The sequence below is a fragment of the Candidatus Hepatobacter penaei genome, from assembly GCF_000742475.1.
Taxonomy (GTDB): domain Bacteria; phylum Pseudomonadota; class Alphaproteobacteria; order Holosporales; family Hepatobacteraceae; genus Hepatobacter; species Hepatobacter penaei.
On record NZ_JQAJ01000002.1, the window covers coordinates 276,280 to 302,609 of the forward strand.

Here is a 26,330-nt window from a genome sequence, read left to right on the forward strand (position 1 = left end):
CCACGGCGATTGATAACGCTGGTGGGCAGTGACGGGATTGAACCGCCGACCCTCTCGGTGTAAACGAGACGCTCTACCGCTGAGCTAACTGCCCTTCGTCTTTTTTATCATAGTACCCCAGTGAGAGAAAAAGTCTACGCCCTTCAGGCAGATCCACCTTGCTTAACAAAGTTGGCAAGATTCTTGATGCGTGTTCAGGTGACCTCACAAAAAGCATACGCCCATGGATATTCAAACCATCAAAAACAAGTTTTCTATGCCCATCGCAAGCCCCAGCTACCCCAAGGGGCCTTACGAATTTCTTAATCGTGAATATATGATCATCACCTATCTCAGCGATCCAGACGCCATTCGCGAGGCCTTGCCAGAGCCGCTCGAACCCGATGGCAGCAACCAGGTTCTCTATGAATTTATCAAAATGCCTGACAGCTCAGGGTTTGGGGACTATGAAGAGAGCGGCGTTGTCATTCCGTGTCAGTTTCAAGGCACGCCTGTGAATTTTACAGCACAGATGTATCTTGATTGCGATCCACCCATTGCCGGGGGGCGAGAAATATGGGGCTTTCCCAAAAAAGACGCACGCCCTTGCATGCAGGTGATTCATGACACCCTCACAGGACGCCTGTGCTATGCTGATCAATTGGTGGCGCTGGGCACCATGACCTATAAACACAAAAACATGATCCCCACACAAGCGGATAAAGAGGCGATGGAGAAACGTCTTCAAAAAATGCAGGTGAACCTCAAGATGATCCCCCATGTCTCTGGCGAGCATTATGATGTTTTGCAATTGATCGGGTACACCCTTGACAACATCCGCCTCAAAAGCGCCCACACAGGGGACGCACGCCTGCACCTTATCCCGCATGTTAACGCACCTGTGGCCGATTTGCCGGTACGCAAGATTGTCGGTGGGTTACATTTTTTGGCCGATATCACGCTGCCCTTAGGACACGTGCTTCACGATTATCTCTAAACCTTGCCCACACAAACGCTGACACTGTCAATGATATGTCAGGCCGAGGTGACAAGAGAGAGCCCTGCGGGCCTTTTGGGAAAAAGCTTGACACAAAGGCCCGAACAAAAAACACCCAAGGAGAAAAGGGAGTGGACCTTACTGGTACTCAAGTGCCTTGTAACAAACTTTTCCAGCCAGGGACAAACACGGGGTAAAAAGGGCTTTCATGAATGAGTGGAGGTTCTTTTCCCATGTCATCCACAAACATAAACCTTTCTGATAAATGGTTGCTGAGGCTACGTGCAATCATCATACAGGCCTCAGAATTGCCGCGCGCATCTTCCAGGCGCATGCCTAATGCCTGGCAAACACGGTTCAGCTCTTGCCTGGCTTCTTGCTGTTTTGCTTCATCTGACAATTGATGATACTGAGATTCACGTCCTCCAGATCTTAAGGCAAGGGCAGCGAGCGCAAGGGTGCCTTCATTACGTTGCCACGCATGTTCTGGTGTATCTCCGCCTGTCTGACGCCAAAAATCTTCTGTGGCTGCGGAATCGTGAAAAAAACGTGCCTGATATGTGTGCCTGATATGTAGAGTCATGACCTAAGGTCACACACGACTTTGTGCCAGCAACACACACATAACCGCCCTCTTGCATAGCATCCTCCCACCCAGGCTCATGTGAGGACTGCACGGAAGGAATCGCCTCCCGGTCATTATGGCTGTCAGGCGCCTGTGACAAAACACCCCCTTCAGCCGATGACGCTTTTGATGAAAACCAAGACCAAGGATCAAAGGTCATCATGCCCACACCAACGCTTGCAAAACCACAAAAAAGATGCGGGCACACCAAAGCTGCCAAAAGAAAACACCGCGATTTCTTCATACTAACGAACAATCCATTTCAAAAAAGAAGAATACCAAACAAGTTGATATTTTATATCACGATTTTAACAAACGCAACAAAGACAATGGGGGGATAACCTTTTTCTTGCCTCGAGCCACGACACATTGGCTTCGCTCGCACCCCTAACCAGGCTGTTTATAAGAAAAGCTAAGGGTTTGTGCTTTAAAAGGGAGTGCGCTATGATGGGCCAGATTTTGCATGTCACGCCGCTTGCCTATTGTGTTTGTCACCCGTTTTGCCCCGTCCCCCACAGGCCACCTTCATCTAGGAAACGCGCGCACAGCCTTGCTTTCTGCTGCGTGGGCGTGGCAACATCAGGGCCGTTTTCTCCTGCGCATTGATGACACAGACACGGCGCGCAACCAAGATGTTTTTGCACAGTCCATTCAAGAAGACCTTGCATGGCTGGATGTCCCCTATGACGATCTTGTCTATCAATCTAAACGCGCGCACCTCTATCAACAGGCCATTCAGACGCTCAAGGAAGCCGGGCGGCTTTACCCATGCTATGAAACGCCTGACGATCTGGCTCAAAAGCGTGAGGCACAACGTCAACAAAACAAACCACCCCGTTATGACCGCGCGGCCCTTACACTGTCTGACAAAGCACGCAAAGCTTATGAAGCACAAGGGTGCACGCCCCATTGGCGTTTTCACCTCAAAGACCAGCCGGTCATCTGGCAAGATGCTTTTCTTGGTGAGCTTTGCTATGACACCCAAGCCTTAAGTGATCCTGTGGTGGTGAGGGCGGATGGCACGCCTTCTTTTCTGCTAACAGGGAGCGTGGATGAAGTATTATTAGGAGTCACGCATATTTTGCGCGGCGAAGACCACATCAGCAACACAGCCATTCAACAAGAAATCATTCAGGCCTTGGCACCCGACAAAGCGCTTACGTTTGCGCATATTCCTCTACTGAAAGATGAACATGGGCGCCCACTATCCAAACGGTTGGGGAGCCTGACATTAGGTGCCCTCAAACAGCAAGGGTTTTTTGCTGACGCTGTGCGGGATTTTTTGCTCTCCATGGGCACAGCCCACAGCACGCATACCTATACTTCACGCAACGATATACGTGAACACTTTTCGCTCAAGGCTTATGGCAAAGCAAGCCCCAAACTGTCATGGGGCGATTTAACCACCATCCAAACCCACACGACGCAAGCCTTACCCACATCACGCCTTATGGATCTCATGCCCCAAGAAAAAAGAGAAAAAGCCACTCCTGCATTTATCGAAGCCATTCGCCACAACATTGCGACCCCGCACGACCTGGAGATGTGGTATGACATCTGTTTTCAAGACCCGGCGATTCCACCTTCGCAAGATTCCCTGACGCAAAACTATTTCAAAGATGCGCAGGCCCTTTTGCCCCCGGAGCCTTGGGATGAACATANATGGAACACATGGACCCAGCACCTCAAAACGCACACAAAACGCACCGGGCGCGCCCTTTATGCCCCTTTGCGGCAGGCCCTGACAGGTCAAAACCATGGCCCCCAAATGAGCCATGTGTTGCCGCTCATCGGAGAGGCACGGGCACGCAAACGTCTTACAGCGCAAATCACAGCCGGAGATGTCTCATCATGAATCTGCATCTTTATGACACCAAAAGCAAAACCAAAAAATCCTTAGCGCCTCAAGAGCAACGGATAAGCCTCTATGTATGCGGCCCTACCGTCTATGATCGTGCGCACCTAGGCAATGCCCGCTCTGTGGTGGTGTTTGATACGCTTTTTCGCCTGTTAACTCATGCCTATCCTGACGTATGTTATGTGCGGAATATTACCGACATTGATGACAAGATCATTCAGGCCGCCCACTACAATCAAGAATCTATTCATGACCTCACTCAGCGCACCTTAGGTTTTTTTCATCATGACATGGATGCTCTTCATGCCTGGCGCCCTACCCATGAGCCCCGTGCGACAGACCACGTTCAGGATATGATCCACCTCATCAGCACACTCATTGATAAAGGGTATGCCTATATCGTCGCCGATCATGTGATGTTTCACGTGAAACATATGTCACATTATGGAAGTCTATCGGGCAGATCTTTGGATACGCAGCAGGCAGGGGCACGGGTAGCTGTGGATGCGCACAAAAGGGATCCTCACGATTTTGTCCTGTGGAAACCTTCTCATGACGGAGAACCAGGATGGGAGAGTCCATGGGGATGGGGACGCCCTGGATGGCATATTGAATGCTCAGCCATGAGTCACGCCTTTCTTCCGTTGCCCTTAACCATCCACGGAGGTGGGCAGGATCTTATTTTTCCCCATCATGAAAATGAGCAAGCCCAAAGTTGCTGTGGGTTTGATGTGCCAGAGCTGGCTCACATATGGATGCACAATGGCATCTTAACGGTGGATGGCGTGAAGATGGCAAAATCTTTGAACAATTTTATCACGGTGTCCGACGCCCTGAAGCGATGGCCCGGAGAAGTGATTCGCTGGGTTTTATTGAGTGCCCATTATCGCCAACCCCTGGATTGGACAGAAAGCAAACTGGCGCAAGCGAAAAAAAATCTAGACCGCCTGTATGAGGCACTCACCTACATTTCGGATAAAGAGCCCGCTGATCCGCCACAACCACCGCAACCCATCCTCTCGGCTTTATATGATGATCTGAATACACCCCAAGCTTTTAAAGCCCTCTTTGCGCAGGTGAATGCGGTGAACCAGGCAGCGGATTCAGACGAACGGACAAGACGGGCGCAGGATGTGTTGGCCAGTGCGCGCCTGATGGGTTTTGCCCACCACACACCACAAGCGTGGTTCCAAGGAAAAACAACATCCAAATCACTTGAGTCACATGCATTAAGTGCACAAGAGATCGAACAACATATTGAAGACAGAGAGAAGGCCAGACGCTACAAGGATTTTACCAAGGCCGATGCTGTACGCCAACACCTAGAATCACAAGGCATTATCCTTGAAGATCGTCATGGCAAAACAACATGGAAGCGCCGTTAACACACGTTAGCATTGTGCTATGTGAGGACTTTGCTTGGTGTCTCCGAGCATGTGTGCCCCTGTGAAAAGGGGCTGAAAACAGAGATGATACACAGAAGAGGGTCGAGAGCTTACGCCTTACTTTTATCTTATCCCTTACTCTTCTTCACGACATGCGCGCCTTTTACGCTTGGCGCCCAGCTTAGCAACCGCCATGCTCCTCGCATGATCCTTTTCCACGCCATCTTTTTTTTCATTATGCCGTTTTCAAAGAAAACACACCTCCTGGCCCCGACGTGTGTTAGTATAGCCCTGATATCTGTCATGGATGCCATCCTTCATGAAAGCTGTTTTTATCCTTGTTCGCCCCCAGTTGCCTGAAAACGTGGGCACGGCCTTGCGAGCACTTTGGAATTGTGGCATGGATGAGCTGCGCTTGGTGTCCCCCAAACATGCATGGCCTTGTGAAAAGGGGCTGAAAGCCGCGGCAGGTGCCCGGCACTTTCCCCACACCGTCCACACCTTTTCATCGCTGCACGAGGCCGTCTCAGATTTGACCTATGTGCTGGCCACCACCGCACGCCATCGTGACATGACCAAACCTGTATACTCCTTAACAGAACTCACCACCACGCTTTCTCCCCACCCCAAGGTAGGCATTATGTTTGGCCCGGAAAGAACAGGTCTCACCTCTGAAGACGTCTCTTGGGCGCAAGGTATTGTGACCATCCCGCTGAACCCTGCCTATACCTCCCTCAACCTGGCTCAGTGCGTGCTACTTGTGGCCCACGAGCTGTGGCGTCATGCGCATCCTCACACACCTACGCCGCCTTCTTCACACAACCAGCCAGCGCTCGCAACACACCATGACGTTCAGGGCATGCTAGCTCATCTTGAATCTGTGCTGGATGCCGCTGGCTTTTTTTATCCTCCTGAAATGAAGGAAAAAATGAGTCGCAATATACGCAATGCTTTTACCCGCACGTGTTATACAGATCAAGAAATTCGAACGCTACGGGGCGTCGTCAATCATTTTGATAAAATATTACAAGGCAAAATGAATCCCTCACGTTCATCCCGCTAAGCCTGTTACCAACACACACCCCACCCACGCAATCGGGGGCACAAGCGCAGAGGCAAACAGTATGCACCCCTTCATGTGCTCATCCTCAACACAAATGCAGGCAAGGCTGCAGGCCATATTTTAACGAGAAAATCGATACCAATGACGAAAAACTTTTTGTTGATAGGGGCGATAATAATGGGGCGTTTTTGAATGATAAAAAGCCACCGCTTGATCCCACGACCCTGAGCGCCCATAAAGCTTTTTCAAAAGCGTGCCCCCATAACGAATGTTAATGCGCGGATCAAACGCCTCTTCCAAGGTGCGAAAAGCATGACCATGATGATATAAATTGATCTGCATACATCCCACATCAATATTGCGCAGGCCTTGCTTTTGTTTTTGCCTCACAAAATGAACAGCGGCACGTCGTGTGGGAAATGAATAGGATTTACCCGCCACATTCACGCTCCACGGCCATGGATAACGCTTGGCAGCGACAAAAATCCCCGACTCCACATGCGCCATGGCCACCAATAACTTATCGGGAATGCCTTGCCTTTTTTCCTCTTGCTCAATGAACAATACGCACATCTCTCCCACGCACGGGTCTAAGGCACACAGAGGAAGGGACGCAACCCTCCACAAATACAAAACAAGAGGCACACACACAGCAAGAAGCCTGCATCTCATCACAAAACATCGTCCAACAGATTGCACACAGTGGAGCGGATGAAGGGAATCGAACCCTCGTCGATAGCTTGGGAAGCTACAGCTCTACCATTGAGCTACATCCGCCTTTGATACACCTTAGCAAAGAAATAGGCCCCTTAAAAGCCTCACTCAGTTATGGGGATGAACATACGGACGCAATTGTGAAAAAATTTGTTTTTTAAACAGCTGTTGATAATGATCATGGGCCTGCACATCCTCGGGCGGTCCTGAACAACAAAGAGTTTTGTTGATACACACAATATGAGCACTTTCCCGAAACACCGTGTGCAAATCATGAGAAGCCATAATAACAGTCAGACTCTGTTGGGTTAGAAGTGTTCGTAAGGCCTTATAAAACTGCGTTTCCCCTTCAATATCCAACCCTTGCGTAGGCTCATCTAGGATCAAAATGTCTGGCTGTTGCATCAATGCTTTCACAAAAAGAACCCGTTGCTTTTCACCCACCGAAAGGGCATGCATGTATTTTTGTGTAAGGGAGGTATCCCACCCATAAAATGCAAACACGTCACGACCACGGCGGTGCCCAGAGGGCGTGAGTTCAAGAAATGTCTCCACCGTTAACGGCAGAAAGGGGGATGTCACCAACGTCTGCGGCATATAGCCTATTTTTTTACCCTGAGGACGTGTGATGACCCCTTGTGTCGGCACCAAAAGGCCCGACAACAGGTTGAGCAACGTGGTCTTTCCCGCGCCATTGGGCCCAATAATGGTGGTAAGGGCGGCCTCAGGCACATCAAAGGATAGGTGCTCTAAAATCGTTTGTCCCGCACGCGCAAACCCCACATTTTTAAGTGACAACATAGGCTACCTAAACGAAACTGTCATCACACACGTCCCTGCCATGTGCTCATAAAAGCGCCTCAACTCTTGGCCCAACACAATCAAGGGGGATATATCCACAAACGAAGCACTACGAACGTCTTCTAACAGCGTGAGATAATCTTCAAACACGCCCCCTGCCTGCGCACGCCATTCGGTCACCACATCACCAGGATGATCGCCTTTCACATTGGATAACACATACAAAACAAGCTGTTGGTGCACAGAAAAAGCTTGCTCAATAATTTCTTGTAACCCCTTTTTTTGCCAATAGGTGTGGACAGGAAAATACGCCACCTTATCGCGCAGCCAACGCACACCACACAAATCACCCAGCTCATAATAGACCTGACTCACAAAAGCCAATGGCTTGCGCACAAATCGCTGAACCTGAATGATGTCTGTGGCAAACATTAAAGGATCCAGGGGAAGAATATGTTGCTTCCAAAAATCTGAGGCCGCTTCCTGACCCCACGTTTCACTGAGTGTGGTTTGGTATTCATGAGGCAACCACGCATGCACATCACGCCTAAAAGAACAAAAGCCTTTTTCATAACGACCAATCAGCTCTTTGATGGGCACATCCATCTTTTCATGGCGCAAGAACCACACCACCAACCTTTTGATGGTGGTATCCATCTGCCAAAGCAGAGATGACAGCGTTTCTGCATCCATGTCTTGCACCTCAAGTGCATCAAACTCGCTGGCTGCCAGCAAATGCCGCACTACCAAAATGGATTTGGCAATATGGGCAGGCGTCACCCGGGTAAGCTCAAACACTTCATGCACAAAAGAAGGACCTAAGGTGTCGCAAATCAAGTTCGACAACACGGTGGCAACAATCTCTTTTTTAAGAGGGTGTTGGCCATAGAAGCTCGAAAAACGCTGAGAGAGGGTGGGGGGAAAGTAATCTACAAGAATGGCCATAAGAAAGGGGTCTTCAGGCAAGGCAGAATCTAAAATGTCTTTATGAAGGTCAATTTTGCTTAAAGCCATCAGGGTGACAATTTCGGGTCGTGTCAGACCTTTTTCACTGCTGCGTCGCCTTTGGAGCTCGTCAGGTGCAGGCAAGGCATCACGTTCACGGTCAAGCGCCCCCACTTTTTCTAAACGCTGTAGTAAACGCTCATGCTCTTCTAATAGCTCAACCCCGCGCACATACACAAAATAAACGCCCTGATTTTGCCAATAAAGACGCCTGAGCACCAAATCGACCACCTCGGCCGTCATGTCCTTGAGAAGCGTATTGCGTGCCTCCTCAGAAAGCTTACCGCGTTCCATCAGTTGCGCACACAATATTTTGATGTTCACTTCATAATCTGAACACATAACGCCCGCAGCATTATCAAGCGCATCTGCATTGATCGCTCCACCTGCAAGGGCATATTCCACACGCCCTTGCGGCGTAAATCCTAAATTGGCACCTTCCACCACCACTCGCGCCCTCACATCTGATGCATTCACACGCACATGGTTGTTCCCACTATCGGCAATGGTGATATCAGGTTCTTTTTCCCCCTTAACAAATGTGCCAATGCCACCAAACCACAATAAATCTACTGGTGCCTTCAGCAATGCCCGAATCAGTTCATCGGGCGTCATTTTATCTTGACCCACCTTAAGCCAAGCCCGCACGGCTGCCGAGAGGGGAATCATACGCAATGACCGAGAAAAAACCCCCCCACCTTTGGAAATAAGCTCAGGGTGATAATCTTTCCAGGATGAGTGTTTTTTCTGAAACAGGCGCTTACGCTCTTTAAAGGACACCAGCGGGTCAGGATGGGGATCTAAAAAAATATCCCGGTGATCAAACGCAGCCATCAGCTGAATCGATTGTGACAACAACATGCCATTACCAAAGACGTCCCCTGACATATCCCCAATGCCGACGGCTGAAAAAGGCTGAGAGAGATCCATAGCCAGGGTGCGAAAATGATGTTCTGTGGATTTCCACGCCCCGCGGGCTGTGATACCTATTTTTTTATGATCGTATCCTTGGGCACCACCAGACGCAAACGCATCCCCCAACCAAAAATGATATTCTGCCGAGAGCGCATTCGCCTCATCAGATTTGGTGGCCGTGCCTTTATCTGCAGCCACCACAAGATAGGGGTCAGGATCATCAAGACATTGCATATCCTGCGGCCTCACCACCTTTTTTTTCTGGAGGTTATCTGTCAAATCCAAAAGGCCTCGCACATAGATGCCATAGGCATCAGGCATGTGGTTAAGTGACATCCGATCACCCAACAAGCCTCCTTCTGTTTTTTTCGTCACAAACCCACCCTTGGCGCCCACAGGCACAATCGCAGCGTTTTTGATAATTTGTGTTTTCAGCAAATCCAAAACTTCATCACGATAATCTTCCTGACGATCTGACCAACGCAACCCCCCACGCGACACACGGCCACTGCGCAAATGAACCCCCTCCATAAAGGGAGCATACACAAAAATTTCAAACATCGGACGGGGCGGGGGCATATCTTCGATCACCTGGCAATCAAATTTAAGCGCCACATAACGCTTAGGCTCGCCATGATCTCGTTGATATACATTAGCCCGCACCGTAGCCATCACCAGATAATAAAGCGAGCGAAACAAGCGCTCTTCATCATAGCGACTGATCCCAGAAATATCGTGAAGCAACGCCTCAGGATCTACAGTCACAGAAGATTTATGAGAAGGCGAGGGGGTAAGCCTGGCATGAAAAAGAGCCAACAATTGCGTCACAAGGTCAGGATGTTTCAGCAGCGTGCTCTCCACATACCCGCGCCCATAAGGCACCCCCAATTGCTTGAGATAACGCACATACGCACGCAAAAGGCGGCACTCCTCCCAGCTAAGCCCTGCTGCCGGAATCATTTTTTGAAAATCATCACTCTCCTCCCCATAGGCAAACACGGCACGCAAGGCCTGCTCTAAAAGTGTTTCAAGAATAGAATAGTCGAAAAAAGGTAATTTTTTTAACGTGATATGGTGCAAGGAGGCGCGATGAGCTGCATGGGCAAAAGAAAAGGAAGATTCTGACAACACACAAAGACCCATATGCCCGAGCACTCGCACCAATGTGTCAAGAGGAATGGGGTCATCCGCACAATACATGTTCATGAAAAGCACGTCGTTCTTCACAAAAAGACGTACCTTAAGTTCTTTAGGCGCGCGCGTCTCTTTTAAGTGAAGAAAATCCTTAAGCGCTTCTTCTGGCGTATGGCGCACGCGATAATCAGCAGGCAAAGATGTTAAAAAGGAGGTCAGCGCCTCTTGAGAGGCTGGATCTTGAAACGTTTTATGGGCACACGCATAAAAATGATGCACCCATGACAAAAAATGATCCCCGACAGCCGCTTCTTGAGCTAATGCCTGCGTGGCAAGCACACCTTCTGAAGAAGAAAAGAGGGCCACAAAAGTGTCGATCTTTTTCTCAAGGCCGCGTTTTTCAGAAGCGCTCAGCTTGTTGTGAAAAAAGAGACAATAACAATCCTCTGGCAGGGAAGGTTGTTGACAATGGCCGCCAGCACTCAAAGATGTCAGCCCGCCTTTTTTTCTTTCCACGCAAAAGCGCGTGTAAAAACAATGGTGGCTGTGTGCTTCTTTTGCCAACAATGACATGATCACGGCGTGCGGGACACGGTTGTGAGAAAAAACCATCATAAGACAGGTGGATTCAGCCGTCTCATCCTCTACAAAAGAAACACCGTCCTTTCCGCCCTGGTATCGATAGTGCTCCCATAGTGTCTTTAAGCGTGTTTCCCCAACAGCACTCTCAGCAACCTTACAAGCAGTGAGCTCCTCAGAAAAGAGGTTGAGGCAAAACAAGCGAAACCAGTCTTGATGCTTTTTATCCACTGTGTCACTGACACGACCCACAAGATCATGAAATACAGCAGAAGAGAGAATCATAAGGACACCCGAACGTAAAACAGACAACATGGAGCGGGCGAAGGGATTTGAACCCTCGACCCCAACCTTGGCAAGGTTGTGCTCTACCCCTGAGCTACACCCGCAATACTCTGTGATGGTATACGGAAGCGCTTTTTTTGAAAAGAGCAAAAATGGTCACAACGTCATCGTATCTCTTTTTACTACGTTAACGTCTCATTTTTCATTTCTTAGGTTGCCTTTCTTAGCGTTAATGCTTTTTTATACACAACATCGCGCGGTGCACCTGTGACATCACAAACTTCCCGCACAGCATCACGCAATGACATGGTTGTGATCGCTGTTTTCAGCAAATCATCCATAGCCTGCGCATCCATCGCCTTTTTTTCCTGTTCTTCGCGTCCTGCCACCAAAACTACAAGCTCTCCTTTAAGCTCTGACGGCAACGTGGGAGAAGGGGATAACGTACCTTCAAAACGCGTTTCAAACACTTTTGTCAGTTCACGCACCACCACAAAAGAACGCTCTCCCAACACGTTATACAGTTTTGTTAATGTCCCGACTAAACGTGGCACAGACGCAAAAAAAACAAGCGTGGCCTGAAGGGGTTTCAGCTCGTCAAGCACCCTTCGCCATCCTTTGAGGGGAAGAAACCCTTGAAAGAAGAAGCGGTCCGTAGGAAGCCCTGATAGCACCAAAGCAGACAACGATGCTGAAGGTCCGGGCACAAGCGTCACAAACAACTGATGTTCATAAAAAGTACGCACCAATTTATAGCCAGGATCTGAAATAAGAGGCATCCCTGCGCTGCTTATCAGCGCCACGCGCTTTCCAGACAAAACGGCTTCGATAAGACGAAGCCTCATCGCTTGAGATGTGTGGTCATGATAAGTATGCAGAGGTTTGCGGATGTGATAACAATCTAAAAGTTTGTGGCTATGCTTTTTGTTTTCACACACAATCATGTCCACAGATGACAACNNNTCAAGCGCACGCAACGAGATATCTCGCCGATGACCAATGGGTGTGGCAACAATGTAAAGCCCCGGAGGAAGCGGGGAGGCTTGGAGCGTCTCATTCATCATCATCACCGGGGGTTACGGGCCTCACCGCCAGCTTGCCATCGTGAAACATCATTGTGAGGCGAGAAAGGCGCTTTCCCCGCGCCTTAGATGTGACCACACGACCCTCAGGCGAAAGAGCCACACAAAACCCACGCGCAAGCGCTTTTTCATGAGATGTTTGTTGAAGACGCTGGGCGAGATGACGCAGGTCTTTCGTGTTCTGCGCCAGCATTTCATACGCCCGTGTGGTTAACGCCTTTTGGGTGTAACGAAAACGTGTTTCCTGCATCGTGACGAATGTCTGAGGTTCTGTTAATCGAGCTGTTAGCCACGCAAGACGCTGTTGCTGACGACCCCAAAAATCAACATATCCTTGCAAGCGCCCTTCTAAATCATCAAGACGCTGTGCATACAAAGGAAAAAATCCATAGCCACGACGCAGGCGCTGCTGAAAAAAGTGGAGGCGCATACACCAAGGCTCCAGCACCTGACGCCACGCTTGATCAATAAGCCTGACATAGGTGGTGAGCGTGTGAGCAAGCGATGCCCGATGAGGGGTGGTGATTTCTGCCGCTGCCGTGGGGGTGGGGGCTCGCTGATCAGCCACATAATCAGCCAAGGTGGTGTCTGTTTCATGGCCAATCGCTGACACCACAGGCAAAGAGCACCGGGCCATGGCGCGCACCAGGGCCTCTTCATTAAACACAAACAAGTCTTCAAAACTGCCCCCCCCGCGTGCGAGGATAATCACGTCAGGCGTCATGCTTTCACTTGCAAACTGCCCCAACACATCGAGCGCTTCCACCATAGAGGCCAGCGCCCCTTCGCCTTGAACATTCACAGGATAAAAAAGAACATCCACAGGAAACCGATCCGCCAAACGGTGAAGAATGTCTTGAATCACCGCGCCCGTGGGGGAGGTGATCAGGCCGATACAGCGTGGAAAAGGGGGAAGGGCCTTTTTTCGTGACGCCTCAAACAACCCCTCTTCACGCAATTTTTTCTTCCGCGCTTCCAGCAGTTGAAACAAATCACCTTGGCCCGCCACACTCACCTCTGTCACAACCATTTGATATTTAGAGCGACCTGGATAGGTGGTGATTTTGCCGCGACACACCACCTGAGTGCCATGACTAAGGCTGTCTTTAAAACGGTGGGCCAAGGGCCGCCAACACACAGCATCCAACACCGCTGTATCGTCTTTGAGAGAAAAATAAAGGTGACCCGATGTGTGAAGCTTGGGGGCAGAGACTTCGCCTTGGATGCACACGTGGTCAAAATGCTGCTCCACATGTTTCTTGATCAAAAGAGAGGCCTGGCTCACCGAAAAAACAGCTTCAGATACAGCGGCAACATCTGTGGATGCCCTTTCTATAAAGGCTTTGGCTTTCTCTGGTGACACGTCAGGCCCCCTTTCTCTCTTTGGGCAGGGATTTGATGGTGCGCATGTGCGTTTTGGCAGGCTTTGAGGTTGTCAGGGTGCTCAGCGCTTGGGCTTCAGGCATCACGTCATCTTCAAGGGAGGCTAAAAAGGCATTATAACCCTTGACCGAACTTCCCAAGGACTTTCCCACATCATGAAGCTTGGCCAAGGTTTTCTCCAACATCTGAGAAAGGCGCTTGCCACAATCACTAATTTCTTGCGCATTTTCAGAAAGCACCTCCTGCTGCCACCCCATGGCAATCACTTTTAACAGCGCAATCAATGTCATGGGCGTTGCCAACAAAACAGACTTTTCGGCACTATAGTCCAACAAAGAGGCATCCGCTTCTAAAGCCTTAATCAACAGGCTCTCTGTGGGCAAAAACAGAAGGATGAAATCCGGCGTTTTCTGGATATAGGTCGTATAATCACGGCGGCTGAGCGTATAAATATGATGCTTTATTTTCTGCACATGATCGCGCATGGTGTCGGCAGAAAGGCCAGTGTCAGATGCTTCCGGCAAACATGCCGCCAACGGGGCTTTGGCATCCACCACCACGCATCGTGCTTCGGGCATGCGAATCACCAGATCTGGGCGCAACGTTTTATCGTCAACATGAAACGATTTTTGATCAAAAAAATCACAAAAAGGCAGCATCCCCGCCCATTCCACCAACCGTCTGAGCTGCATCTCCCCCCATTTGCCCCGAATGTTGGGGGTTTTAAGCGCCTGCGCTAACTGTGTAGTTTGATGATGAAGGTGCGCATGCACTTCGGATAGATTATGTATTTTTTCATGAAGCCCTTCATAGGCCCCTACGCGTGCTTTTTCAAGAGTTTGGACTTGATGGCGTATGGCCTCTAATGACTTTTCAAGCGGCTGGATCATGTGCTGAAGGTTTTGCGCATGACCTGTGAGCTTGCCATCAGTGCTTTGAGAAAAGGTACGGAAAAAAGATTCAGACTGCTTCATCAAATGCTGGGAAGCGTTTTCTAAAGATTGTGAACACACATGTTTGATGTGGTGATCCACCAGCTCTTTGACGTTAAGATGAGCTTTCTTTTGCTCTTCATACACAAGAATTTGTGTGTGAAGCGAGGTCACCTCACGGGCAAGACTGCGTGCTTTTTGCGTTGCCTTTGCCCAAAAAATCAAACAAAAACAAAGTGATAGAGAAAGTAAAATCAAGATTGTCACAACAACGTTTTCCTCTATGGGCTTACCACAAAATACAACGAAGATACGCCCTTTGAACAGAAATTTCCTTTTACAGATGAAATAAAAAGAAATAGACTGTTCGGGATTTTTACATCATTGTTTTGATCCCTTATGGTCCTAAAACGATCCCTTATTTTATGCAGCCTTGGCCTGATGGTACTGACGCCCCTGTGGGCAGATGCGTCAAACACCCCAGCTGCTGCCAAGCCGCGCACATGGAAACAGGCTCTTCAAGCCGCTCATGCGTTTAACCCGCGCATCAAAATTGCCGAAGCTGCGGTCAAGATTGAGAAGGATAAAAAGAGACAAGCCCAAGGGGAGTGGGTGCCCACGGCCCGCGGCACAGCGTCTTATGGCGTCAACAAAAAAACCTATGACAAGCCTGTTGAAAACCCCAGATACACAGATACGTTGGGCAAACCCTCTGATTTTGGGGTGGCCGCCGAGCAAAACTTGTTTGCCAGTTTTGGCTCCGTTGCCAGGTGGCAAAAAACAGAAGCCGGCTATCAGGCTGCCTTGCTGGATTTAGAGGCTGCTGAATCTGCGGTGTTTTTTGATTTGATGCAGGTGATTCTTGAAATGATTGTGTCTCGAGAGCTCAAAACCTTTTATGAAAGCAACATCACCCTTTCTCAGACCCTGTTGGCTCAAACTCGTGCGCGGGCACGCGTAGGTGAGATCAGCCGCACTGATGTGTTTATGGCAGAGGCCAAATTAGCTGAATCTGAAGCCAAATATGTGGAAGCTGAATCGCGTCTCACGGTGGCCAAAACCCAATTTTATGAAATCACCGGGACAGAACCCAGTGAAGATTTTTCCTGGCCTGATTTGCCCATCAAAATACCTGAGAATGAGCAAGAGCTGATTAAGTTGGCCCTTCATCAGAACTTTTCCATCAAAGCAGAAGCGTTTCGTGAAAAAAGCGCCCGCAAAGAGGTGCAGTCTCAGCTGTCAAATCAGATGCTTCCCAGCGTCGATCTTCAGGCGCGCGCTTATAAATCAACAGACAACACCAAATATTACTCTGAACCCCGCACCGAGCATTATAAAGACCGCTCTGTGGATTTGTCGGGCACATTGAGCCTTAAGGTCCCCATTCCTCTGGGTAAGGAGCAAGCGGTTGTCAGGCAGGCCGAACAAACTTTTAACCAAAGCCGTTTAAAAAGACAACAAACGCAGCTCAATGTTTATCAAGCCACCCTTCAAGCACGTAACCAGCAGAAAGCCGCGCAAAAAAGCGTGATGCGTTATGAAATTGAGCTGAAAGCTAACAAGAAAGCTTTGGATGCGATGCAGGCAGAATATGCGCATGGAGGAAGAACATTTATCAATGTCTCAGAAATTCAAAACCGTAAAGAAAGCTCCTACCAAAACTGGACGGAAGCGCGTAAACGTGAAATGATCGAGCGGTTGCGTATTCTTTCCCTTACGGGTCAGCTGACGGCCAGAAGTCTTAAGTTGGATGTACCTTCTCATGACGCCCGGAGCTATGGTCCTTGGATTAGGCTGGCGCCTAAAGTTTCCGCACCTGTTCTACTTACACGTGGAGGATAAATCATGTCTGATGAAGAAGCGACATCCATTGAAGATATTTTGGCCTCCATCCGCCGCGTTATCGGCACGAATGAGGGCCCCGTACTGGGGAAAGAGGGAGAAGGCCAAGGGGCTTCTTCAAATGTCTTAGAGCTTCAAGAGGTTGTAGAAGGCAAGGCCAGCGAGAAGGATGAAGCGCAGATGGCATCGGCCCCTGCTATGGCGGCGGGCATGTCACCTAACCACGCGTCTTCTCATACTTCTTCTCATATGTCTGCTGGCGCTTCTTCCACAAAGCCTGTGAAAAATAATGTATCGCCGCTGATGTCCACCCTATCACGACAGGAAAAATTGGCTGAGGGCTTTGAGGTTTTTCTTGAGTCTACCCTTGAAAAAATTGTGAGAGAGTTTCTGTCTTCTTGGATTGACAAAAACATGCCCACCCTGGCTGAAAAAATTCTAAAGGACCAAATGAGGGCTGCCTTTGAAGCCCGGTGCCGCAAGGAAGGATAAGCGCTGAAGCGCTGTCCGCACATCTTCTAGCTTTTTTTCCTCCTGCCTCATGACGTGAAGCATGTGTTCGCGGACTTGACGCTCTTGTATGGTTTCGTGGCGCTTAACCTTTTCGAAAAGGGTGCGCATGTCTTGAAGAATCTCTTTGATGGCGCTCTCAAGACGCACAAAGCTTGCTTGCGCCTGCTGTCTTTCGTGGTCAAAGTGTTGCAAAAACCTATGGGCCATCCCAGAAAGCGCTGCATCATGCCGCATGATCTTCCACTCTTTCTTAAAGGCGGTTTCTAGGTTGTGTAGGGTGGACCTCATCATGGTTAGCTCTTGTTCTTTTTGCTTTAAGAGATAGGTTTTTTGCTTAAGCTCATGACGCAGCAACGAAGCCAACCGTTTGTGAATGCTCGCCTTCATGGATTCACGATGGCCTTCAATTGAGCAAAACCTTCTTCTAAGGAAACTGCCGTATCTTTGTCTTGACTGAGGAAAGATTCTATTTTGGGATAATCGGCAATGGCTTTATCCACATCAGGTGATTGACCTTGTTGATAGGCGCCTAACTGAATCATCTCAGCCATATTTTCATAGGTGGACAACACACGCCTGACGTGTTCAATACATTGCTCATCTTCTGGCGATCGTTTGATGCGCGCGCGCGAAACACTTTTTAAGATATTGATGGCAGGATAACGACCCCTTTCTGCAATGGACCGATCCAAGACGATGTGGCCATCGAGAATGCTTCGCACAGCGTCAGCAATAGGCTCATTATGATCATCGCCTTCGACCAAAATGCTGAAAATACCTGTAATAGACCCCGCATGGTGGGTGTTGCCTGCGCGCTCTAAAAGGCGGGGCAACTCAGAAAAAACGGTAGGAGGAAACCCGCGTGTGGCAGGCGGCTCTGAAACAGAGAGGCCAATTTCCCGCTGTGCCAGCGCAAAACGCGTGACACTGTCCACCACGCACAAGACATTGAGTTGTTGATCGCGAAAATATTCAGCTAACGTAAACGTAATATACGCCGCTTGGCGCCTTAACAAGGCAGGCATGTCTGATGTGGCCACCACCACCACAGCTTTCGCAAGACCCTCATCGCCCAGTTGATCTTCAATAAATTCTTTCACCTCCCGGCCGCGCTCGCCCACAAGGCCTACGATAATAATGTCACAATCAGTAAAGCGTGTAATTTGCCCCAACAAAATTGATTTGCCGACACCTGCAGCTGAAAAAATACCCATGCGCTGACCTCTATAGCATGTGGTAAATGTGTTCATGGCCTTAATGCCCAAATCTACGGGCGTGGTGGTTCGCGCACGCTGATGGGCTTCGGGGGCTTTTGATTTCACAAAATAAGGCGTGGTGCCTTGCAAGAGGGGGCCTTTGTTATCAACAGGCCTGGCCAACCCATCCACAATGCGCCCGCGCCACGCATCACAAGGATATATGTGCATGTCTTGTTCTATGACATTCACTTTCGCTTTGGGGCCAATGCCATCTAAAAAATCATAACCCATCACCAACACCACATCCTGACGAAACCCTACCACTTCGCCCAACAAGTGGTGATGATCATCGCGCCAAATACGCACCATGCTGCCCAAACGCACGCAATGTGTAATCCCCACCACCTCCACCAACAGGCCCACAATAGAGCGCACATGTCCCACCCAAGACACTGAAGAAATACGGTTCAAGTTGGACAAGAAGGTCTCTTGCACTTGTGCCATATCTTTGATCTTGGCCATGAGGCGTCCTGTCCCTTTTTTATGGAAAGCTAAGATTTTTTAATCCCCAATGTATTAACAATCCTTTTACAGAAACAATGTTGTCATACATGGAAACGAAAAATATGTTAGCGTGCGGCTTGCATACCAATAATCCGGAACACAATGAACAGGCGCCCTTTTCATCTTGGCACACGCAAAACACCGCTTGCGTTAAGGCAGGCTGAAATTGCTCAACAAGCGCTTTTAAACGCTGGCATCGCCACCCTGATCTGCCCCTATCAAACCACAGGAGATCAAATATCAAAGCCGCTTCGCTTTACAGAAGGCAAGGGGCTTTTTGTCAAAGAGCTAGAGCAAAGCCTCCTTGAAAAAAAGATTGATATGGCCGTTCATTCTTATAAAGATATGCCCTACCTCATGACAGAAGATCTTGTGATCGCGTGCGTTTTGCCCAGGGAAGACCCCCGTGATGCTTTTTTATCTACCTCAGAAATGAAGAACCTTCCCCATGACCTATCTTCTTATGGGGGTGTGGTGGGCACATGCTCCTTAAGGCGCCACAATCAAATCAAACATACGTATCCTCATATAAGGCTTCAAGATATTCGCGGCGGCGTAAATACCCGCATACAAAAAATGGATAACGGTGATATTGATGGCTTAATTCTGGCCATGGCGGGGTTGAAGCGCCTTCATCTCACCCACCGCGTGCGCCACATTTTTTCCACAGATGAGCTTATCCCTGCTCCCACACAAGGTATTCTTGCCATACAGTGCCGCAAAGAGGATCTTTTGTTGCAAAAGGCCCTCAAAGCCTGCAATCATGACAACACACAAAAGGAATCTTGTGTGGAGCGCGGCTTTGTCACTGCCATTGAAGGTGATTGTCAAACATCCTTGGGGGGATATGCACATATTCATGATACGCATCTCACCTTTCTCGGCATGCTTTCACAGCCTGATGGCACTCATCTTGTCACCCTCAAAGATGTGGCAGACCTTGCACAGATCAAAGATTTCTTGGCCCACGGCTATGCCTTAGGCCATAAGATCAGAAGGATGCATCATGAAGAGATTGCTCATCTTCAGAGCAGATAATGAGCGTGAAGACACCTTACAAGCCTTAGCTCCGCTCACACAATGGGGGATTCAACCTGTTTTTATCCCTCTGACCCAGGTTGTCTTTTCTGCTCCTCTCCCTGAAGCGATGCTGCGCTGTCCCACCGCCTGTGCCACCAGCCGCAATGGCATCCGTATGCTTCATCAATCAGGTTTTTCCCCAGAAAAAAAGCTGTTTGTGGTCGGTGACGCCAGTGCAGATTTGGCCCGAAAGTTGGGGTTTCATACCATCACCATCTCACCCAACGGTCAAGCATCAGGCCTTGTGTCGTTGCTGAAAAAACAACATCACACGCTGCCACAACCCCTGCTTTATGTGAGGGGACAAGAGATTAAACAAGACATCACCTCACAGCTGCGTGATGTCCACATCTATGTGAAAGAATATATAGGCTATGCCATACACCCCATCCCCGCACAAAAAGCATGCCTGAACCAGACGTTGAGAAACCCTTTTTGGGGGATATGCGTACTCTCTCAAAGCATAGCCCGCACCCTAACCCGCTTTATGGATGAAAAACGATCTCTTTCTTCATTCTCCTCTTCACCTGACTCTTTATCTGATGTTCTCGAAGGTGTGCCTTTTTTTTCTCTAAGCGCCGACATCACACACACCCTGAGAACCCAGGAAAATCTGCACATTATTGATGTTCTGCGCCCCAATCTCTCAACCCTTGTTGACACCATTGTTCACTATGTATCCAGAAAGTAAGCCTTTGTAGGGAAAGATATGCTAGCTTTGACGGTGTGACAAAGAGAGAGCCTATGTCCTGGACATTTATTGTTAAAAATCTTTTTTTCCTCACCCTGCTGACAGCACCCCACATGTGGGAAAAAGCACACACAAACGTGGTGATGGTCATCGATCAGCATCAGTGGACCTTCGAGGCTTACCCTACCTGGGTTGCTTTGATCATTTTTTTGTGGGCCAGTTGGATAGCCTTATTGTTGTGCAAGCGCCTGTTTACATGGCTGTTCAACATAGAATCTCTTGAGATGCGCGTAGCGCGAGCCCTTGTACACCTTGACGGACAAGACACAAAGAAACTACGCAAACTGTGCTCTAAAAAAAATATCAGCCACATCGCTTGGATTTCCATGGTTCACCTCAAAAGTTTGAAAAGCGCAAGCGATGCTCTTTTCCAGGAAGCCATGGCACAAGCAAGCACGTTTGCGTTCTTAAAAACATGGTGCTTTAGGCAACAAGCCAAAAGGTTGCTCAAAAAAAATGAACGCGATGTGGCCCATGAACTTCTCAAAAATCTTTTTGACATGCATGACCACAGCCCATGGACGATTGAAACCCTGTTTTACAGCTCGCTCTCTCAAGGAGAAGTTGAGTTAGCACAAAAAGTTCTCCAAACAGCCCGTCGTGAAGACATCAGCAGCAAAAGTTTTCATTGGGAAGGCGAACTCTTATTTCACAAAGCCCAGCAATGGAAGGGTGATCCTAAGAAAAAAATTTGGCTTTTAGAAAAAGCGTTGGTTTTGTTGCCCAAAAAAGCACACATTTTTTATGAATTGGCGTGCCTTCACCTTGAGCAGCAAGATGATAAACGTGCTGTCCACATTTTAAAAACAGGATGGCAAAACCAACCCGACCCTGCGTTGGTTGAACTTTTCTGCAGAATTTATCACAAAAATACCAAAACTGAACGTTTTGAAGCAGCCAAGCAACTGACAGAAGATGCCAAAATGCATCCGTTGAGTCTTCTGTTGATGGCTTTTGTGGCGTTGGATGCCAACCTTAAGCCCTTTGTGCTACAGGCTATTGATCATCTCAAAAAACAGGGCTATACATCGTGGTGCTTTTATTTACAATCTAAAATTGAGATTCGCAAAGAGCAAAGGTATGATCCGGCGCTGTCTGCCAGCTATCAATGCATTTACGCGCTGGATCCAACATTGAGAGTTTTTGTCCAACACTTCACCCACGACGCTCGCGCTGCATAATTGGCAAAAAGGATCTTTGCTTGAACGCTATAAACGTTTTCTTGCCACGATTCAGCTTGAAGAAAATCAGCAGATCATCACAGCCCATTGTCCCAACACAGGGGCCATGCGTGACCTGTTGACCCCAGGCAGCACAGTCTATGTCTCTCACACAATCTCTCAAACCCGCAAAACACCCTATACGTGGGAAAGTGTGATGGCGGGTGACACGATGGTGGGTGTCAACACACACAGGCCCAACAAACTTATTCATGAGGCCCTCCTCAAGAAAAAGCTCTCTCCCTTTTGTGATTATGACCATGTGGCGTCAGAAAAAATGATTGCCCCCCACACGCGGGTTGACTTTAAGCTTTCTTGCCCCCAAAAAACGTGTCTTGTGGAAGTCAAAAACGTGCACTATCGAGAAGGTGACACAGCCCTTTTCCCTGATTCACCCACCACGCGCGGGGCCAAACATCTTGAGGTGCTCACCCATCTTGCACAACAGGGGCAACGGTGTGCGCTCATTTATGTTGTGCAGCGCGATGATTGTAAAAACTTCGATTTTTGTCATCATTTTGACCCCAATTATGCTAGACTCGCAGAAAAAGCGCTTTCGGCAGGGGTTGAGATGTATGCCTATGACTTCGTGTTGAGCTCTACGTCCATAGCCCTCAAAGGCTCTCTTCCTTTCAAAGGACGGATGTCATGAACGTTTGCTGCAAGCTTGAGGCGCCTCATGTGCATTCGCCTGAGGGCCCCATTTTGCTTCATGACGCATCCGCTTTTGAAAAAATGAGAAAAGCAGGCGCTTTGGCTGCCAGCATTTTGGACCGCATCACCCCTTTTGTGAAAGCCGGCACCACCACGGGTGAGCTTGACCGTCTTTGTGATGATATGATTCGCGCGAGTGATGCTATTCCCGCGCCCCTTCACTATAAAGGTTATCCAAAATCTATTTGCACATCCCTTAATCATGTGGTGTGCCACGGTATTCCCGGTGAAGCGTGCCTCAAGAATGGGGATATTCTTAATATTGACGTCACCGTGATTTTGGATGGATGGTATGGTGACACCAGCCGCATGTTTGTGGTGGGTCATGTCCCGCCTCACACCCAAAAACTGATCGATGTGACCAAGCAAGCCCTTCACGAAGCCATTCATCTTGTGCGGCCAGGATGTTATTTAGGCGATATTGGCCACCATATCCAAACCCTGGCTCAGCAGCATGGTTTTTCTGTAGTGAGAGATTATTGTGGTCATGGCATTGGTCAATTTTTTCACGGACCTCCCTCGGTGCTTCATGTGGGCGAACCCGGCACGGGCGTAAAGCTTGAACCGGGCATGATGTTTACCATCGAACCTATGCTGAATATGGGCAAACCGGGCACCAAACTGTTGAGCGATGGTTGGACAGTGGTCACCAAAGACAAAAGCCTTTCGGCGCAGTTTGAACACACCCTGGGTGTCACCCAAGATGGGTGTGAAATTTTTACACAAAGTGTGTGATGGATGGATACCAAAGATCCTCACTATCTTGGCCATCGCATGCGGCTGAGAGAACGGTTTCTCAAAGGTCCCGAAAGCCTTGCTGATTACGAAATTTTAGAGCTGATTTTGTTTGGAGCTTCTGCGCGCAAAGATGTCAAACCCTTGGCCAAAACGCTCCTTAAAGAGTTTAAATCCTTAGCTGGCGTATTTTCAGCCTCCCCTGAGAAATTGAAGAAAATACCAGACGTGGGGGACACCACCTTAAGCACGCTTTATGTGATCAAAGAATCTCTGGCCCGTGTGTTAAGAGAAGACCTGCAAAAGTCATCTCTGATCGACAACACCCATAAAGTCATTAACTATTGCAAAACGCTGATGGCGCACCTGGATGTGGATCATTTTCGTCTCTTGTTTCTCGATACCAAAGGAGGTCTAATTGCAGATGAACTCCAGCAAAAAGGCACTGTGGATCATGCCATTTTATATCCAAGAGAAATTGTCAAACGGGCGCTCGAGCTGGGCGCGGCTTCGCTGATTATGGTACACAATCACCCATCAGGCTATACCACACCTTCTCAAGGTGACAAGGACATCACACAGCGCGTTAAAAGCATCGCGCATGACATGGGCATTCGCCTGCTTGACCACTTTATCATAGGCAAATATGAGTGGTTTTCTTTCAGGGGTCAGGGCTGGCTTTAGGGCATAAAATGCTTTAAACTTGCTCAAATTCTGTGCGCCTTCTTTTGGTACCCTCATGCGCATTTTGCGTTCTATGACACTGCACCTTTTGGGCACAACTGTCTTGCTTTCTCTTTTTATTGCGAGCTTGCTGTGGATGAAGCAATCGTTTCGCTTTGTCTCCATCATCGTGGTACAAAGATTATCTTTTTTAGACTTTTTTTTGTTTGTGACATGGTTATTACCCGAGCTTTTTTCGCTAGCGCTCCCCTTTGCTTTTTTCATTGCCGTCTTATTTCTCTATGGTCGCTATCGCGATGACAACATTTTATCGGTACTCAAAAATGCGGGTTACAGCCAAGCTCGTATCCTGCGCCCTGTTATCTACGTAGGCATGGCTGGCACGCTTTTTTTATATCTCATGACACTTTATTTTGTGCCACTTTCCTTTCAAAAATTTCGTAAACAAGAATTGTCGATGCGCTCTCACTTTTCAGAAAAATCTTTTCAGGTGGGGGCGTTTAAGTCTTTGGGTCCTTTCACGGTCTATGTACGCAATAAAAGAAAAGACGGTTCCCTTGATGGCCTTTTTATTTATGATCAACGCCATCTCGATAAGCAGGCCTCTATTCTCGCATCACGTGCGCAAGTGATCAACGATGGCGAAAGGATAGGGCTGTGCCTCCAACAAGGGGTCAGGCAAACACGTGAAGATGCGCGATATAGTTTTTTTGATTTTGATCGTTATATTTTTTACGCTAAAGATGCCCATGAAAAAACAGCCGCGCCCATAAAATCTTATGAGCTTTTTTTGAGTGAATTATTCACCACCTATCAAACGTTGGAAGAAAAAATCAAATTCCATTTTGAAGCCTTCCAAAGACTCCTTCTCCCCCTTTATTTTCTCTCTTTTGGCATGGTAGCTGGCCTTTTTATGTGTAAGACACACAGCAAAAAATGGAACATCACCGCCGCCGTTTTGGCTTTTTTATCCATACAATTTGGCAGCCTGGTCCTTCTTCAGCTTGAGGGTCATCTCGGACTCATGGCGCCCATACTTGCTTTTACAGGGGTTTTGTCGCCACTTTTTTATGTGATGTATCAACACCTTAAATATGAAACTCTTTCCTCTCAATTACAGCTGTCTTAGGTATGCCCACATTTAGCCGCTATGCGTTTCGCCTTTTTCTGACCTATTTCCTCATCACCTTCTTGGCTGTGTGGTGTTTGATTCTTTGCGCAGAATTTATTGAACTTCAACGACGCGCCTTGCTCGATTCTTCCTTGCAAGCTTTTTTTCTGGCCTTTTTAAAAGCACCGTTGACAATACACCAACTCTTTCCTCTTCTTATTTTGGCCAGCGCTCTCATTGTCTTTAGCCGAGTCACACAATCTAATGAATTTCTGGCCCTCAGCAGCACAGGAACCTCCCCTTGGAAAAGCCTTGCCCCTTTCTTTGCCTGCTCACTTTTTTTAGGTGTGCTCAACGTGGCTCTGCTACAGCCCCTAAGCATCACAACGCTCAGGCATTACCACCTTATCGACATTGGCCGGGATGTAGACAACAAAAATGCCTTTCAAATGTTCTCGTCAGGCGTGTGGATTAAGCAAGAAACATCTGAAGGGTATGTGCTGGCCCACATGAAAAAAATAAAAAATTCATCCAGGGCCTTTCACCATGCGTTCATCCATGTGCTTTCGCCACAAAGCAAACTCAAAGCCAGTTTTTATGCCAACAAAATTGGCCTATTAAACCAGGCCATTGTGATGAAACATGGCTGGATGTATGACCCCCAAAACAAGCAACAAACCTTTTTTGAAAAAAAAATACTTCCCTATCGCATCGATTTAGAGGGCCTTTTTCTCCAAAATTTTAAACCTGATCTTCTTTATTTTTGGTCTTTGCCGCGTCTTATTGCCTTGGCCCACGAAGCACGAATTCCCAGTCATGTGTATGAACTTAAATGGCAAGAGTTATGGGCGTCTATTTTTGAATGTCTGGGTCTTACCATGTTTGCAGCGGCTATTGGTCTTCAGCTTCATCAACGCTATGGGTCCATTATTCTTTTTCTCACAGGATGCTTTATTGGTTTTGGATTCTATTTTTCCACGCAGATGACCCGAGCCTTTTGTCTTGCAGGGGTTATTTCCCCCATGATTGCTTCGTGGGCCACGGTTTTTTTCATTATTCTTACGTCCCTTGTTTTAATTGTCTTTTTAGAGGAAGGTCACAAAAGAAACTATTAGGAATCCAACCTCTCTTGTTTTCACGTCTTTGTCTTATTATTTGCTTATGTATGATCATGAGGCCT

The 26,330-nt window shown here is 48.3% G+C and carries 23 protein-coding genes, 3 tRNA genes and 1 pseudogene; 15 read left to right on the plus strand and 12 right to left on the minus strand.

Translation table 11 applies throughout. The features are described from left to right. Positions 1-19: 19 nt before the first annotated feature. Positions 20-94 (minus strand) — tRNA-Val (locus IG82_RS0103545). A gap of 129 nt (positions 95-223) precedes the next feature. Here IG82_RS0103545 and IG82_RS0103550 point away from each other — a divergent pair. Then, the gene (locus tag IG82_RS0103550; protein WP_031934231.1) at positions 224-976 is read left to right on the plus strand and encodes an acetoacetate decarboxylase; all 753 of its coding nucleotides are present in this window, start codon (positions 224-226) and stop codon (positions 974-976) included. Positions 977-1,124: 148 nt separating this feature from the next. Here the strand turns inward: IG82_RS0103550 and IG82_RS0103555 are convergent, their stop codons facing one another. Continuing rightward, on the minus strand, positions 1,125-1,559 hold the full coding sequence (locus IG82_RS0103555; protein ID WP_031934232.1) for a hypothetical protein: 435 nt from the start codon (positions 1,557-1,559) through the stop codon (positions 1,125-1,127). A gap of 505 nt (positions 1,560-2,064) precedes the next feature. Between IG82_RS0103555 and IG82_RS07395 the strand changes: the two genes are divergently transcribed. The 4 genes and pseudogenes from IG82_RS07395 to IG82_RS0103580 all read left to right on the plus strand — a co-directional run. Further along, the coding region (locus tag IG82_RS07395; protein WP_408605312.1) for a glutamate--tRNA ligase at positions 2,065-3,262 on the plus strand (1,198 nt) is incomplete at its 3' end. 1 nt (position 3,263) lies between these two features. Next, positions 3,264-3,456, plus strand: a pseudogene (locus IG82_RS07400) (glutamate--tRNA ligase); the annotation flags it as partial. After that, positions 3,453-4,844, plus strand: a complete 1,392-nt coding sequence (gene cysS, locus IG82_RS0103570) for a cysteine--tRNA ligase (RefSeq protein ID WP_031934233.1) — start codon at positions 3,453-3,455, stop codon at positions 4,842-4,844. The pseudogene IG82_RS07400 and the gene cysS, both read left to right, overlap by 4 nt. A gap of 319 nt (positions 4,845-5,163) precedes the next feature. Next, positions 5,164-5,907: an RNA methyltransferase gene (locus IG82_RS0103580; RefSeq protein WP_172642875.1), complete on the plus strand. Its 744-nt coding sequence runs from the start codon at positions 5,164-5,166 to the stop codon at positions 5,905-5,907. A 120-nt stretch (positions 5,908-6,027) separates the two neighbouring features. On the opposite strand, the gene IG82_RS0103590 is transcribed toward IG82_RS0103580, so the two are convergent. The 8 genes from IG82_RS0103590 to IG82_RS0103625 all read right to left on the minus strand — a co-directional run bounded on the left by IG82_RS0103590 (position 6,028) and on the right by IG82_RS0103625 (position 15,004). Continuing rightward, positions 6,028-6,480, minus strand: coding sequence for a lytic transglycosylase domain-containing protein (locus IG82_RS0103590; RefSeq protein WP_172642876.1), 453 nt, complete (start codon positions 6,478-6,480; stop codon positions 6,028-6,030). A gap of 130 nt (positions 6,481-6,610) precedes the next feature. Then, positions 6,611-6,684: transfer RNA gene (locus IG82_RS0103595), tRNA-Gly, on the minus strand. Positions 6,685-6,729: 45 nt separating this feature from the next. Beyond that, complete coding sequence (locus IG82_RS0103600; RefSeq protein ID WP_052545668.1) at positions 6,730-7,422, minus strand: metal ABC transporter ATP-binding protein; 693 nt, start codon at positions 7,420-7,422, stop codon at positions 6,730-6,732. Positions 7,423-7,425: 3 nt separating this feature from the next. Then, on the minus strand, positions 7,426-11,370 hold the full coding sequence (locus IG82_RS0103605) for an NAD-glutamate dehydrogenase domain-containing protein (protein WP_082192048.1): 3,945 nt from the start codon (positions 11,368-11,370) through the stop codon (positions 7,426-7,428). After that, positions 11,370-11,444, minus strand: a tRNA-Gly gene (locus IG82_RS0103610). The genes IG82_RS0103605 and IG82_RS0103610 overlap by 1 nt, the downstream gene beginning before the upstream one ends. Before the next feature lie 105 nt (positions 11,445-11,549). Then, the coding region (rsmI, locus tag IG82_RS06640) for a 16S rRNA (cytidine(1402)-2'-O)-methyltransferase (protein ID WP_245591055.1) at positions 11,550-12,300 on the minus strand (751 nt) is incomplete at its 5' end. Positions 12,301-12,393: 93 nt separating this feature from the next. Continuing rightward, positions 12,394-13,785 (minus strand): exodeoxyribonuclease VII large subunit, encoded by a 1,392-nt coding sequence (gene xseA, locus IG82_RS0103620; protein WP_052545671.1) that lies wholly within the window; start codon positions 13,783-13,785, stop codon positions 12,394-12,396. A 1-nt stretch (position 13,786) separates the two neighbouring features. Further along, entirely contained in the window at positions 13,787-15,004 is a 1,218-nt protein-coding gene (locus tag IG82_RS0103625) for a DNA recombination protein RmuC (protein WP_156095351.1), read from the minus strand. A gap of 132 nt (positions 15,005-15,136) precedes the next feature. Here IG82_RS0103625 and IG82_RS0103630 point away from each other — a divergent pair, with 132 nt between their 5' ends. Together IG82_RS0103630 and IG82_RS0103635 are read left to right on the plus strand one after the other, a co-directional pair. After that, positions 15,137-16,579 (plus strand): TolC family protein, encoded by a 1,443-nt coding sequence (locus IG82_RS0103630; protein WP_031934240.1) that lies wholly within the window; start codon positions 15,137-15,139, stop codon positions 16,577-16,579. 3 nt (positions 16,580-16,582) lie between these two features. Continuing rightward, a complete protein-coding gene (locus IG82_RS0103635) occupies positions 16,583-17,071 on the plus strand; it encodes a DUF2497 domain-containing protein (protein ID WP_031934241.1) in 489 nt (162 codons plus the stop codon). On the opposite strand, the gene IG82_RS0103640 is transcribed toward IG82_RS0103635, so the two are convergent. Beyond that, positions 17,018-17,479, minus strand: a complete 462-nt coding sequence (locus tag IG82_RS0103640) for a hypothetical protein (protein ID WP_031934242.1) — start codon at positions 17,477-17,479, stop codon at positions 17,018-17,020. The two genes, IG82_RS0103635 and IG82_RS0103640, sit on opposite strands and share 54 nt — an antisense overlap. Further along, a complete protein-coding gene (locus IG82_RS0103645; RefSeq protein ID WP_216476140.1) occupies positions 17,476-18,813 on the minus strand; it encodes a FliI/YscN family ATPase in 1,338 nt (445 codons plus the stop codon). The genes IG82_RS0103640 and IG82_RS0103645 overlap by 4 nt, the downstream gene beginning before the upstream one ends. 144 nt (positions 18,814-18,957) lie before the next feature. On the opposite strand from IG82_RS0103645, the gene hemC reads away from it, so the two are divergent. From hemC to IG82_RS0103685, 8 genes are read left to right on the plus strand one after another with little or no spacing between them, the layout of a single operon-like run. Then, positions 18,958-19,893, plus strand: a complete 936-nt coding sequence (gene hemC, locus IG82_RS0103650; RefSeq protein WP_052545673.1) for a hydroxymethylbilane synthase — start codon at positions 18,958-18,960, stop codon at positions 19,891-19,893. Then, complete coding sequence (locus IG82_RS0103655) at positions 19,862-20,626, plus strand: uroporphyrinogen-III synthase (protein ID WP_031934245.1); 765 nt, start codon at positions 19,862-19,864, stop codon at positions 20,624-20,626. Before hemC ends, IG82_RS0103655 begins: the two co-directional genes overlap by 32 nt. A 53-nt stretch (positions 20,627-20,679) precedes the next feature. Continuing rightward, on the plus strand, positions 20,680-21,867 hold the full coding sequence (locus IG82_RS0103660; RefSeq protein ID WP_156095352.1) for a hypothetical protein: 1,188 nt from the start codon (positions 20,680-20,682) through the stop codon (positions 21,865-21,867). Next, positions 21,830-22,558, plus strand: a complete 729-nt coding sequence (gene sfsA, locus IG82_RS0103665) for a DNA/RNA nuclease SfsA (RefSeq protein ID WP_052545674.1) — start codon at positions 21,830-21,832, stop codon at positions 22,556-22,558. The genes IG82_RS0103660 and sfsA overlap by 38 nt, the downstream gene beginning before the upstream one ends. After that, positions 22,555-23,355, plus strand: coding sequence for a type I methionyl aminopeptidase (gene map / locus IG82_RS0103670; protein ID WP_082192050.1), 801 nt, complete (start codon positions 22,555-22,557; stop codon positions 23,353-23,355). Before sfsA ends, map begins: the two co-directional genes overlap by 4 nt. A 3-nt stretch (positions 23,356-23,358) precedes the next feature. Next, positions 23,359-24,039, plus strand: a complete 681-nt coding sequence (gene radC, locus IG82_RS0103675) for a RadC family protein (RefSeq protein ID WP_031934249.1) — start codon at positions 23,359-23,361, stop codon at positions 24,037-24,039. 19 nt (positions 24,040-24,058) lie between these two features. Further along, positions 24,059-25,168, plus strand: a complete 1,110-nt coding sequence (locus IG82_RS0103680) for an LptF/LptG family permease (protein WP_031934250.1) — start codon at positions 24,059-24,061, stop codon at positions 25,166-25,168. A gap of 2 nt (positions 25,169-25,170) precedes the next feature. Further along, the gene (locus tag IG82_RS0103685) at positions 25,171-26,265 is read left to right on the plus strand and encodes an LptF/LptG family permease (protein WP_031934251.1); all 1,095 of its coding nucleotides are present in this window, start codon (positions 25,171-25,173) and stop codon (positions 26,263-26,265) included. Positions 26,266-26,330 lie beyond the last annotated feature (65 nt).